Origin of the sequence: Streptomyces sp. NPDC017936, assembly GCF_044328485.1 — a bacterium.
Lineage (GTDB): Bacteria > Actinomycetota > Actinomycetes > Streptomycetales > Streptomycetaceae > Streptomyces.
This window is the reverse complement of record NZ_JBIRHK010000004.1, coordinates 378,581-390,663: the sequence shown is the minus strand read 5'-3', so window position 1 is coordinate 390,663 and position 12,083 is coordinate 378,581. Positions and strand designations below refer to the sequence as shown.

Sequence of the window (12,083 nt, the reverse complement as noted above, 5' to 3'; positions counted from 1 at the left end):
CCTGCGACGATAGGGGCGTGGCAGGTTCGAAAGGCAAGACGCAGACGGTCCGGGACATGGTGCTCTCGCTGGGCCTGATCATGGTCGCCGGGTTCGTCATGTACCTCTTCATTCCGCACGACGACAAGGCTCCCGACGTCAAGCGGGTCGACTACCGCGTGGAGCTGCTCACGGCGCGCCGCGCGGCCTCGTACCCGGTGGCCGCGCCGGAGGGCCTGCCGTCGAGCTGGAAGGCGACCTCCGTGCGTTTCGACGGCGCGGACTCCGACGCCTGGCACCTCGGCTTCCACACCCCCGACGACGAGTACGTCCAGATCGAGCAGTCCGCTCGGGCGAAGCGGGCCGAGTTCATCGACGAGGCGACCCAGGGCGCCCGGAAGACGAACGTCACCGAGCAGCTGGGCGGCCGCACGTGGACGCGCTACACCGACGGCCGCTACGACGCCTTCGTCCTGGAGAGCGCCGACGGTTCGACGACGGTGGTGGCCGGCACGGCGCCGTTCGGCAAGCTGGCGCAGATGGCGGCGTCCCTGCGCATGGCGGAGTGAGGGCGCGGGAGCGAGCGCGGCGGAGCGAGGGCGCGGGTGCGCGGGACGGCGTGAGCGCCCCGTCCGCGGGCGCGAGGAGGCCCCCGGCGGTGATCGCCGGGGGCCTCCTCGCACGTCCGGGCGGACTCGGCCGACGCGGGCCGGGCCGGGATCAGACCGTGGTGAAGACGTCCTCGTAGGCCAGGCGCGGGGAGCGCGGGTAGGAGGCGTTCTCGCCGGGCTTGCCGATGTTGACGACCATCAGCGGGGTGTGGTCGTCGTCCAGGAACTCCTTGCGGACGCCCTCGTGGTCGAAGCCGGTCATCGGGCCGGCGGCGAGGCCCGCGGCCCGGACGCCGACGATGAAGTACGCGGCCTGCAGGGCGGCGTTCAGCGAGGCGGAGCCCTCCCGGACCGGGCGCTCGGCGAAGATGGCGTCCTTGGCCTGCGGGAAGGCCGGGAACAGGGTCGGCAGCTCCTCGTGGAACTCGTTGTCCGCGGAGAGGATCGCGACCAGCGGGGCGGAGGCCGTCTTGGCCTGGTTGCCCTCCGCCATGTGCCGCACCAGGCGCTCGCGGGCCTCGGCGGAGCGGACCAGCGTGATGCGCAGCGGCGTCTGGTTGAAGGCGGTCGGGCCGAACTTGACCAGGTCGTAGATCGCCTGGACCTGCTCCTCGGTCACCGGCTCGTCGGTGAAGGTGTTCGCGGTGCGGGCCTCACGGAACAGCAGGTCCTGGGCGGCGGGGTCAAGAACGAGAGACATGCGTGGACTTTCCTCGGGTGTGCGTCCGGATCCGGAACGCCGGACCGGCTGACGTCCACGACGGTACGCCAAAGAAGTTCAAGCTTCAATCAAATGGGGCGGTGCGGTGACCCGCCTCACAGCCCCGCCCTCCGCTCCCCGGGCGCGCCCCGCACCGGCGCCCGCCGGCGCGGCGCCTACCCCTGCTCCCCGTCCTCTTCCTCCTCCTCGGCCAGGGCCGCGTCCAGCCGCGCCCGCGCGCCCTCCAGCCAGCGGCGACACACCTTGGCCAGCTCCTCGCCGCGCTCCCACAGGGCGAGGGACTCCTCCAGCGTCGTCCCCCCCGCCTCCAGCCGGCGGACGACCTCGATCAGCTCGTCGCGCGCCTGCTCGTACCCGAGCGCCTCGTCCGTCTTGCCCGTCATGCGCCCCATCCCTCGTCAACCGTCGACTCGAACACTGAACTCGCCCTCGGCGACCCGCGCGCGCAGCGCCTCGTCCGCCGACACCTCGCCCGGATCCCGCACCACGTGCCCGTCCGCCCTCTGCAGCACCGCGTACCCCCGCTTCAGCGTCGCGGCCGGCGAGAGTGCCACCACACGCGCGTGCGTGTGCGCCAGCTCGGAGTCCGCGCGGTCCAGCAGGTGCCCGAGGGTGCGCCGGGACCGGTCGACCAGCGAGGCGACGTGGTCCGCCCGCTCGTCGACCATCCGGTGCGGATCCTGTACCGCGGGCCGGGCCAGCGCGTGGGCGAGCCCGCGCTCCTCCCGCTCCACGAACGCCTCCACGCTGCGCCGCGCCCGGCCGCGCAGCATCCGCACCCGCTCCAGCTCCTCGCCGACGTCCGGCACGACCTTCTTCGCCGCGTCGGTCGGCGTCGACGCCCGCAGGTCGGCCACATGGTCCAGCAGCGGGTTGTCCGGCTCGTGCCCGATCGCGGACACGACCGGCGTACGGCAGGCCGCGACCGCCCGCACCAGCTGCTCGTCCGAGAACGGCAGCAGGTCCTCCACGCTGCCGCCCCCGCGCGCGACGACGATCACGTCCACGTCCTCCAGCGCGTCCAGCTCCTTCACGGCCTGGACGACCTGCGGCACGGCGTGCACGCCCTGCACGGCCACGTTGCGCACCTCGAAGCGGACGGCGGGCCAGCGGCGCCGGGCGTTCTCGAGCACGTCCCGCTCCGCGGCGGAGGCTCGCCCGCACACCAGCCCGACGAGCTGCGGCAGGAACGGCAACGGCTTCTTGCGCTCCGCCGCGAACAGCCCCTCGGCCGCGAGGGTCTTCTTCAGCTGCTCCAGCCGGGCCAGCAGCTCCCCGACCCCCACCGGCCGTATCTCCGCCGCCCGCAGCGACAGCTGCCCCCGCGGCGCGTACCACTCCGGCTTGGCGTGCACGACCACCCGCGCGCCCTCGCCGACCACGTCCGCCACCGTGTCGAACACCTGCCGGAAGCACGTCACGCTCACGGAGACGTCGTACGACGGGTCCCGCAGCGTCAGGAAGACGACGCCCGCGCCCGGGCGCCGCGACAGCTGGGTGATCTGCCCCTCGACCCACACCGCGCCGAGCCGGTCGATCCACCCGCCGATGAGCCGGGAGACCTCGCCGACGGGCAGCGGGGCGTCCGCGGACGTGTTCACAGCCATGCGCCCGAGGGTATCGGCCCCCACCGACAACCCAGGGCAGGCGGACCAGCCCGTCCGGGGCCGCGGCCGGGGCCCGGGGGCGGCGACCCCGGCCCGCCGTCGGCGGCCGCACCCGGCCTTACGATGGGACCCATGACCGCTTCGCCTGGCCGCCGTGTCCTGCTCGCCGCCCCCCGGGGCTACTGCGCGGGTGTGGACCGCGCCGTGATCGCCGTCGAGAAAGCCCTGGAGCAGTACGGCGCTCCCGTCTACGTCCGTCACGAGATCGTCCACAACAAGTACGTCGTGCAGACCCTGGAGAAGAAGGGCGCGATCTTCGTCGAGCGGACGGAGGAGGTCCCGCCGGGCAACATCGTGATGTTCTCGGCGCACGGCGTCGCCCCCGTCGTCCACGAGGAGGCCGCGCGCGGGAGGCTCGCGACCATCGACGCGACGTGCCCGCTGGTCACCAAGGTCCACAAGGAAGCCGTCCGCTTCGCCCAGGAGGACTACGACATCCTCCTGATCGGGCACGAGGGCCACGAGGAGGTCATCGGCACCTCCGGCGAGGCCCCTGACCACATCACGCTGGTCGACGGCCCCGAGGACGTCGCCAAGGTCGAGGTGCGCGACCCGTCCAAGGTCGTGTGGCTCTCCCAGACCACCCTCTCCGTCGACGAGACCATGGAGACCGTCGACGCCTTGAAGGAGAAGTTCCCGCAGCTGCTCTCCCCGCCGAGCGACGACATCTGCTACGCCACGCAGAACCGTCAGCTCGCGGTGAAGCAGATGGGCGCCGAGGCGGACCTGGTGATCGTCGTCGGCTCCCGCAACTCCTCCAACTCCAAGCGGCTCGTCGAGGTCGCCAAGCTCGCCGGCGCGCGCCAGGCGTACCTCGTGGACTTCGCGAGCGAGATCGACGAGGCCTGGCTGGAGGGCGTGACCACGGTCGGCGTCACCTCCGGCGCCTCCGTCCCGGAGGTCCTCGTCGAGGAGGTCCTGGGCCGGCTCGCGGAGCGTGGCTACGGCGACGTCGAGCTCGTCAAGGCCGCCGACGAGCACATCACCTTCTCGCTGCCCAAGGAACTCCGCCGCGACCTGCGCGAAGAGGCCGCGGCGCTGGTCGCCGGGCGCGGCGGGAGCGGTGCGCAGGACCCGTCGGCGACGTGAGGGCCGGGTGAGGACGGACCGACCGGCGCGGTGACCGTCAGTCGGTCGTCGTAACGTGGAGCCATGCAGATCTTCGGCGTGGACATCGGTGGATCCGGGATCAAGGGTGCCCCTGTGGACCTGGACAGGGGCGATCTGGCCCAGGAGCGCCACAAGGTGCTCACCCCGCACCCGGCGACGCCCGACGGCGTGGCCGACGGCGTGAAGCAGGTCGTCGACCACTTCGGGTGGACGGGGCCGGTGGGGCTCACCTTCCCGGGCGTGGTCACCGGCGGCTCCACCATCCGTACGGCGGCCAACGTCGACAAGAGCTGGATCGACACGGACGCGCGGGCCCTGTTCGGCGAGCGGCTGGGCGGGCTGCCGGTGACGGTCGTCAACGACGCGGACGCGGCGGGCGTCGCCGAGGTCGCCTTCGGCGCCGGCCGCGACCGCAGCGGCACGGTCATCCTGCTGACGTTCGGCACGGGCATCGGCAGCGCCCTCTTCGTCGACGGCGTCCTCGTCCCCAACACCGAGCTCGGCCACCTCGAGCTGGACGGCCACGACGCGGAGAAGCGCGCCTCCAGCAAGGCCAAGGAGGACGGCGACCTGACGTGGGAGCACTGGGCGGGCCGGGTCCAGAAGTACCTCGCCCACGTGGAGATGCTGTTCTCGCCGGAGGTGTTCATCATCGGCGGCGGCGTCAGCCGCAAGGCGCAGAAGTTCCTGCCCTTCGTCGAGGGCATCAGGGCGGAGATCGTCCCGGCCCAGCTGCAGAACAACGCCGGGATCGTGGGAGCGGCGATGCGGGCGGCGAAGGAGAGCTAGCGCGCGGGCCCGCCGGGCTCACCGCCGGGTCGCGGGGCGGCTTCCCGCCCGGCGGCGCGCCCGGCCCGCCGCACCGATCCGGCGCACCAGCATCACCAGGGCCGCCAGCAGCGTCCCCCCGTACAGCCAGCCGACCTCCGTGGCGAGGGCGGTGACCAGACCCATCAGCCGGGAGCCGAACCCGTCGCCGCCGTCGGCGACGGGCAGCAGCCCCACGGCGAAGGCGATCGGCACGACGACGGGCGCGGACAGCGGTTCGGCCCGGCGCACCCACAGGCCGGTCAGCAGGCACACCGGCAGGAACAGCACGCTGTACACCGCGAGCGACGAGCCGAACAGCACCTGGTCCACCCAGCCGACCAGCAGCATCGCCGCCCCGCTGAACAGCCCGCCGCCGAGCCCCGTGAGCCGGGGGCCGGGCGTCCGCCGCACGGCGTCCGGCGGACGCGGAACGGACGCCCCGGGCGACGCCGCGGGCCGGGGGAGCCCGGCAGACCGGCCGGCTTTCGGCGGGGCGCCGGAGCGCGCGGCGGAACGGGTGCCCGCGCCGGCGGAGGAGCCCCGCCTCGGCGGTCCCCCGGGCCGGGCGGTCCGCGGAGCGTCGGCGGTCCGCCCGGCGGCGTTCCCGCCGCCCGCGCCCCGGCCGCGTCCGGCGCCCCCACCCCGTCCGGCGCCCCCGCCGCGGCCCGCCTGCGGCGGGAGGGGCGGCGTCCCGCGTCGCGTCCCCTGCTGCGGCGAGCGCGTCCTGTGCTGCTCCATCGGTCCAACTTAGGTCTGTTTATGTGCTGAATCCGGAGCGGGACACGCCGGGGGAGAGACCTCAGCCGTGCGTTCGACAGGTCCGCCGGGCGGGGCGCGCGCACCCCGTAAACTGGTGGATCGGCCGCCCTCCGGCCCCCTGACCCTCTCACTACGGGAAGTCGCAACGTGTCGCTCACGATCGGAATCGTCGGTCTGCCGAATGTCGGCAAGTCGACCCTGTTCAACGCCCTGACCAAGAACGACGTGCTGGCGGCCAACTACCCGTTCGCCACGATCGAGCCGAACGTCGGCGTGGTCGGCGTCCCCGACGCCCGGCTGACGAAGCTGGCGGAGATCTTCTCGTCGCAGCGCGTCCTCCCGGCGACCGTCGACTTCGTCGACATCGCGGGCATCGTGCGCGGCGCGAGCGAGGGCGAGGGCCTCGGCAACAAGTTCCTGGCCAACATCCGCGAGTCCGACGCGATCTGCCAGGTCATCCGTGCCTTCAAGGACGAGAACGTCGTCCACGTCGACGGCAAGGTCTCGCCGAAGGACGACATCGAGACGATCAACACCGAGCTGATCCTCGCCGACCTGCAGACCATCGAGAAGGTCCTGCCGCGCCTCCAGAAGGAGTCGCGCATCAAGAAGGACGTGGCGCCCAAGGTCAAGGCCGTCGAGGAGGCCAAGGAGATCCTGGAGAAGGGCGACACGCTCTTCGCGCACGGCATCGTCCAGGGCACCGAGCGCAACGAACTCCTCCACGACCTGCACCTGCTCACCACCAAGCCCTTCCTCTACGTCTTCAACGTCGACGAGGACGAGCTGGTCGACGAGGCCTTCAAGGAGGAGCAGCGGGCCCTGGTCGCCCCCGCCGAGGCGATCTTCCTCAACGCCAAGCTGGAGGCCGACCTCGCCGAGCTCGATGAGGCGGACGCCCTGGAGCTGCTGGAGTCGGTCGGCGCCGAGGAGCCCGGCCTCGCCACCCTCGCCCGCGTCGGCTTCCGCACCCTCGGCCTCCAGACGTACCTCACGGCCGGCCCCAAGGAGTCCCGCGCCTGGACCATCAAGAAGGGCGCCACCGCCCCCGAGGCCGCCGGTGTCATCCACACCGACTTCCAGAAGGGCTTCATCAAGGCGGAGGTCATCTCCTTCGACGACCTGGTCGAGACCGGCTCGGTCACCGAGGCCCGCGCCAAGGGCAAGGCCCGCATGGAGGGCAAGGAGTACGTCATGCAGGACGGGGACGTGGTGGAGTTCCGCTTCAACGTGTGAGCGGTTTGTCGCCGTGAGCTGAGCGGTTCGTCACATGTGCGGGTCGGAGGGGGCCGGGCTTGGTGAGTCCGGCCCCCTCTGCGTTCCCGTGTCGACGTGGTGCGGACTCCTGCCCGCTCCTCGGCGGGGTGAGCCTGTCGAGGTCCAGGCTGATCTCGACAGGCACAGGCCGCTTCAGGGTGCCCCGGAAGATGCCGGCGGGCGCGTAGGCGCCGGCCGGTTCGTCGAGTTCATAGACATGGACGACGGGGGCGCCGTCCTCGTCCTCGATGCACCAGTGGTGCGGGATGCCGGCCTCCGCGTACTTGCGGAGCTTGACCGTGCGGCCCCGGTGCGCGGACTCGGGTGAGACGACCTCGACGACGAGTCGCACCTCATCGGGGGTGAACCAGGTGCGGTCGCCGTCGTGGGCGGCCGCCTCACGGGCCGTCCTGAACCCTCAGGCCTGCCGTCCGTGCCGATCCTGTGCTGACTCGGATCTCCCAGAAGCCCGTTTCCGCAGGTGAGAGCGTTGTGGTGGACGTTCCGCCTCACGTGTGGCCGATCGGTCCACCTCGGCCGCGCTCCGGGCAGGTGATGTCCGGGCGGTCCGGGGCCGCCGGTCCCCGGCGGGGCCGTCGCGCCTACGGCTCGGGATGCGCCGCTCCGCCCGCCACGGCCAGGCGGCAGGCCCGGGTGTAGGCGCGCACGAGGGGACGGTGGTCGTCCTCTCGGCGCCGGGCCAGGACGTAGTGGGCGGGGGGCACGCCGCGGACCGGGCGGGTGACCACGCCGCCCAGGGTGAGGAGCGGGACGTTGCCCCTGGCCACCAGGCAGACGCCGAGGCCGGCGAGCAGCGCCTCGTAGGTCTCCTCGGTGCCGGCGATCTCGGCGCCGATCACGGGCGGGCGCCCGGCGCGGGCGTCCAGGGCCAGCCAGTGGTCGCGCAGCGGGCCGGCGCTCTCGGGGAGGGCGAGGAACGGCTCGTCCAGCAGGTCGGCGAAGTCGACCTCCCGGCGGGCGGCCAGGGGGTGGCCCTCCGGGAGGGCGACGTGGACGGGTTCCTCGGCGACCGGGGTCCAGGCGTAGCGGTCCTGGTCGGGCAGCGGCAGCCAGACGAAGGCGACGTCCGCGTCGCCGTCGGCGAGGCCGGCGGTCGGGTCCTCCCAGTTCACCTGGCGCAGCCGGACGACGGTGCCCGGGTGGTCGGCCGTGAAGCGGGACCGGATCGCGGGCAGCAGACCGCCGCGGCCCGGGCTGGTGCTCATCCCGACGACCAGCGTGCCGCGTTCCGCCGTCCGCGCCCGCTCCACCGCGGCCGCGCCCTCCGTCCAGGCGTCCAGCACCCGCCGGGCGTGCGGCAGTAAGGCCGTCCCCGCCGCGGTGAGGGTCACGCTCCGCCGGTCGCGCCGGAACAGCTCCACGCCCAGCTGCCGTTCCAGCGCCCGGATCTGCTTGCTCAGCGCGGGCTGGGAGACGTACAGGCGCTCGGCGGCCCGCGTGAAGTGCAGTTCCTCGGCCACCGCGGCGAAGTAGCGCAGGTCCCGGACATGAACGTCGGTTGTCATGACCATCGGCTATCACCGAAAGCCTTGGACGGGCAACCGCCGTACGCAGCAGGCTCGTCGGTGGAGCGTCGGCGGATCGGACCGCCGGACGCCGACAGGACGGGGAGCGACATGAACAAGGTGTGGCTGGTGACGGGCGCGAGCAGCGGTTTCGGCCGGGCGATCGCCGAGGCGGCGCTGGCCGAGGGCGATGTGGTGGTCGGCGCGGTCCGGCGGCCCGAGGCGCTGGCGGACCTGGTGGCCGCCCACCCCGACCAGGTGGAGGCGCTGGGGCTGGACGTCGCCGACACGGCCGCCGCCGAGGCGGCCGTACGGGACGTGGTGGCGCGGCACGGGCGGATCGACGTGCTCGTGAACAACGCGGGCCGGACCCACGTCGGCGCCTTCGAGGAGACCACCGAGGCCGAGCTGCGGGCGCTGTTCGACGTGCACGTCTTCGGCCCGGCCGCGCTCACCCGGGCCGTCCTGCCGCACATGCGGGAGCGGCGCTCGGGGGCGATCGTGCAGATGAGCAGCATGGGCGGGCAGATGTCGTTCGCGGGCTTCTCGGCGTACAGCGGGACGAAGTTCGCGCTGGAGGGCCTGAGCGAGGGGCTCGCCGACGAGGTGCGGGACTTCGGGATCAAGGTGCTGATCGTGGAGCCGGGCGCCTTCCGCACCGGGCTGTTCGAGCCCGGCCGGGCCGGGGCCAGCGCCGACAGCGGGGTCTACGCCAAGGTGAGCGACACCCGCGGCTTCATTTCCGGCGGCGACGGCAGCCAGCCCGGCGACCCGGCCAAGGCGGCCGCCCTGATCCTCGCCGCGCTCGACGCGGAGGACACCCCGCTGCGCCTGCCCCTCGGCGACGACGGCGTCACGGCCGTGCTCGGCCACCTGGACGCCGTGCGGGCCGACGTCGCGGCCTGGGAGAAGCGGACCCGGGCCACCGGCTTCGACGACTGAGCGCCGGCCGGGGAGAGGTGGCGCGCCGGCCGGGTCGCGGTCGCCGGGGGACCGCGCGACGCGGCCGGCGTCGCGGGGGATCGGGGCACGGCTCCGGCCGGCGGCTCACCCGTCGACGGGAGGAACGAGCCGTCCTCGACGGCCGTGGTCACCGTGCGGTCGGCCCGTCCGCCGCCCGGATCGTCGCGTTCGCGACCCCGATACCGCCCCCGCTCGCGCCGCGCTTACCATGCGCCCAGTCGTACGTCGGTTCAGCGCCAGTCAGGAGCACGGTACCCGTGTCCATACCCCCGCCCCCCGGGCCGCAGCAGCCCCAGGACCCGTACCGGCCCCCGCAGTCGCAGGGGCCGTACGCTGCCCGGCCCCAGGGGCCGGTCCCGGGGGCGCCCCAGGGGCCGTACGGAGGGCCGCCGTACCCGATGTGGGGGCAGGGGTTCCTGCCGCTGAACCGGCCCGCGCCGGTCAACGGGGTCGCCATCGCGGCGCTCGTCCTCGGTGTGCTCTGCTTCCTGCCGGCCGTGGGGCTGGTCCTCGGCGTCATCGCGCTCGTGCAGATCCGCCGGCGCGGGGAGCGCGGCCGGGGGATGGCGATCGCGGGCACGGTGCTGTCCTCCCTCGGCCTCGCCCTGTGGGTGGTGATGCTGGCCACCGGGGGCGCCTCCGCCGTCTGGGAGGGGTTCAAGGAGGGCGCGAACGGCAACTCCGCCCTCTCGCTCGCCGAGGGCGACTGCTTCGACGTGCCCGGCGACACCTTCCGCGAGGACGTCTACGACGTCGACGAGGTGCCGTGCGCCGAGGAGCACGACGGCGAGGTCTTCGGCACGATCCCGCTGCCCGGGAACGACTACCCGGGCGACGACCAGGTCGGCGACACGGCCGAGGACCAGTGCTGGAGGCTCCGGGACGGGTACGCGATGGACCCCTGGGCGCTGGGCGACGACGTCGACGTCTACTACCTCACGCCCACCCGGGAGAGCTGGCGCTGGGGCGACCGCGAGATCACCTGCGTCTTCGCCGACGCGGACGAGCGCGGCACCCTCACCGGCTCGCTGCGCGCCGACGAGACGACCCTCGACGCCGACCAGCTGGCGTTCCTGAAGGCGATGGCCGCCGTCGACGAGGCGCTCTACGAGGAGCCCGAGGAGTACGCCGAGGAGGACCTGGACGTCAACCGGACCTGGGCGGGCGAGACCGGCGACGTGACCGGCGAGCAGGCCGAGGCGCTGGGCGGGCACACCTGGCCGGCCGGGGCGCGGGCGCCGCTGGCCGCCCTGGTGAAGGACATGCGGGACGCGAGCGCGGAGTGGACGAAGGCGGCGGACGCCTCCGACCCGGACGCCTTCTACGAGCACTACGACAACGCCTACGACTACGTCGACGGCGCCAGCACCGTCACGGCGCGCGAGGCTCTGGGGCTGGCCACCACCCCGCCGACCTACGACGAGGACGCCGACAGCGGGAGCGGCGGCGGCGACGAGGGCGGCCTGGATGTGTGATCACGCCCATAGCGGGGAGAAAGCGCCTGGGTAAAGCCTCCCCCCGAGATAAGTCATCACATCGAGTGATTCTCTGGCCTTCGCTTGCACGGCACAACCCACGGTTGCCAGGCTGTCGCTGTCTGTACAACCTGATGGGAGCGGCCAGTGACATTCGGTGAGCAGCCGGCGTACCTGCGCGTCGCGGGTGATCTCCGCAAGAAGATCGTCGACGGCTCGCTGCCACCGCACACCCGCCTCCCCTCCCAGGCCAGAATCCGCGAGGAGTACGGCGTCTCCGACACCGTCGCCCTGGAGGCGCGCAAGGTGCTGATGGCCGAGGGGCTCGTCGAGGGCCGCTCCGGATCCGGGACGTACGTCCGCGAGCGGCCCGTGCCGCGCCGGATCGCCCGCTCCGGCTACCGGCCCGTCGGCGGCGCGACGCCGTTCCGGCAGGAGCAGGCGGACGCCCGCGCGCGCGGGACCTGGGAGTCCGGCAGCGAGCAGACCGAGGCGAGCCGGGCCGTCGCCGAACGGCTCGGCATCCAGGCCGGTGAGCGGGTGATGCGCACGAAGTACGTCTTCCGGGAGGGCGGCGAGGCGATGATGCTCTCCACCTCCTGGGAGCCCCTGGCCCTCACCGGCCGCACGCCCGTCATGCTGCCCGAGGAGGGCCCGCTCGGCGGCATGGGCGTCGTCGAGCGGATGCGCGCCATCGACGTCATCGTGGACAACGTCACCGAGGAGGTCGGCGCCCGCCCCGGCCTCGCGGAGGAACTGCTCACCCTGGGCGGTGTCCCCGGCCATGTCGTGCTGGTCGTCCAGCGCACGTACTACGCGTCGGGGCGCCCGGTCGAGACGGCGGACGTGGTGATCCCGGCGGACCGGTACCGCGTCGCGTACCACCTTCCGGTGAAGTAGCCGGGCCGCGCGGGACCCGTCGGCCAGGGGGCGCGCACGCCCCTCCTCCTTCCCGCGCCGCGTCGTGCGAGGCGCCCTCCGGGTCCCCCGGGCGGCGGGGCTCCCCGGCTGCGGGGGCGGGAATCCGGGCCGTCGCCGGGGCCGCGGCGGCCCGACGGGTGGCGCGGTGCGTGAGGCAGCGCACACCCTTCCGGCAACTGCCTCCGGAAACCGCCCTCCGCGGGGCCGGTGGCGCGCCGTCGGAATCCGGTCGATTTCCCTCGTTCCCGCAGGTCGCCCGACGGATGAGCGACACGCCGCCGACC

General features: G+C 73.5%; 12 protein-coding genes and 1 pseudogene. 7 read left to right on the top strand and 6 right to left on the bottom strand.

The window, feature by feature from the left end:
- Window positions 1–17: 17 nt before the first annotated feature.
- Window positions 18–548, top strand: coding sequence for a DUF4245 domain-containing protein (locus ACH4F6_RS11190; protein ID WP_397959714.1), 531 nt, complete (start codon window positions 18–20; stop codon window positions 546–548).
- Window positions 549–699: 151 nt separating this feature from the next.
- On the opposite strand, the gene ACH4F6_RS11185 is transcribed toward ACH4F6_RS11190, so the two are convergent.
- The 3 genes from ACH4F6_RS11185 to xseA all read right to left on the bottom strand — a co-directional run bounded on the left by ACH4F6_RS11185 (window position 700) and on the right by xseA (window position 2,918).
- Window positions 700–1,290, bottom strand: coding sequence for a malonic semialdehyde reductase (locus ACH4F6_RS11185; RefSeq protein WP_397959713.1), 591 nt, complete (start codon window positions 1,288–1,290; stop codon window positions 700–702).
- Window positions 1,291–1,466: 176 nt separating this feature from the next.
- Window positions 1,467–1,694: an exodeoxyribonuclease VII small subunit gene (locus ACH4F6_RS11180; protein WP_397959712.1), complete on the bottom strand. Its 228-nt coding sequence runs from the start codon at window positions 1,692–1,694 to the stop codon at window positions 1,467–1,469.
- 15 nt (window positions 1,695–1,709) lie between these two features.
- Entirely contained in the window at window positions 1,710–2,918 is a 1,209-nt protein-coding gene (xseA, locus tag ACH4F6_RS11175) for an exodeoxyribonuclease VII large subunit (protein ID WP_397959711.1), read from the bottom strand.
- Window positions 2,919–3,050: 132 nt separating this feature from the next.
- On the opposite strand from xseA, the gene ACH4F6_RS11170 reads away from it, so the two are divergent.
- Together ACH4F6_RS11170 and ppgK are read left to right on the top strand one after the other, a co-directional pair.
- Entirely contained in the window at window positions 3,051–4,067 is a 1,017-nt protein-coding gene (locus ACH4F6_RS11170) for a 4-hydroxy-3-methylbut-2-enyl diphosphate reductase (protein WP_397959710.1), read from the top strand.
- A 63-nt stretch (window positions 4,068–4,130) separates the two neighbouring features.
- Entirely contained in the window at window positions 4,131–4,877 is a 747-nt protein-coding gene (gene ppgK / locus ACH4F6_RS11165; protein ID WP_397959709.1) for a polyphosphate--glucose phosphotransferase, read from the top strand.
- 18 nt (window positions 4,878–4,895) lie between these two features.
- Here ppgK and ACH4F6_RS11160 read toward each other — a convergent pair whose 3' ends face one another.
- Entirely contained in the window at window positions 4,896–5,309 is a 414-nt protein-coding gene (locus ACH4F6_RS11160; RefSeq protein ID WP_397959708.1) for a DUF6542 domain-containing protein, read from the bottom strand.
- A 495-nt stretch (window positions 5,310–5,804) separates the two neighbouring features.
- On the opposite strand from ACH4F6_RS11160, the gene ychF reads away from it, so the two are divergent.
- A complete protein-coding gene (gene ychF, locus ACH4F6_RS11155) occupies window positions 5,805–6,893 on the top strand; it encodes a redox-regulated ATPase YchF (RefSeq protein WP_397959707.1) in 1,089 nt (362 codons plus the stop codon).
- 115 nt (window positions 6,894–7,008) lie between these two features.
- On the opposite strand, the pseudogene ACH4F6_RS11150 reads toward ychF, so the two are convergent.
- A pseudogene (locus ACH4F6_RS11150) lies at window positions 7,009–7,308 on the bottom strand (Uma2 family endonuclease); the annotation flags it as partial.
- Between the two features lie 208 nt (window positions 7,309–7,516).
- Window positions 7,517–8,440, bottom strand: coding sequence for a LysR family transcriptional regulator (locus ACH4F6_RS11145; RefSeq protein ID WP_397959706.1), 924 nt, complete (start codon window positions 8,438–8,440; stop codon window positions 7,517–7,519).
- Window positions 8,441–8,551: 111 nt separating this feature from the next.
- Here ACH4F6_RS11145 and ACH4F6_RS11140 point away from each other — a divergent pair, with 111 nt between their 5' ends.
- The 3 genes from ACH4F6_RS11140 (at window position 8,552) to ACH4F6_RS11130 (ending at window position 11,778) form a co-directional block, all read left to right on the top strand.
- On the top strand, window positions 8,552–9,382 hold the full coding sequence (locus tag ACH4F6_RS11140; RefSeq protein WP_397959705.1) for an oxidoreductase: 831 nt from the start codon (window positions 8,552–8,554) through the stop codon (window positions 9,380–9,382).
- Window positions 9,383–9,660: 278 nt separating this feature from the next.
- Window positions 9,661–10,878 (top strand): DUF4190 domain-containing protein, encoded by a 1,218-nt coding sequence (locus ACH4F6_RS11135; protein WP_397959704.1) that lies wholly within the window; start codon window positions 9,661–9,663, stop codon window positions 10,876–10,878.
- A gap of 147 nt (window positions 10,879–11,025) precedes the next feature.
- Window positions 11,026–11,778, top strand: coding sequence for a GntR family transcriptional regulator (locus ACH4F6_RS11130; protein ID WP_397959703.1), 753 nt, complete (start codon window positions 11,026–11,028; stop codon window positions 11,776–11,778).
- The last annotated feature ends 305 nt before the right edge of the window (window positions 11,779–12,083 follow it).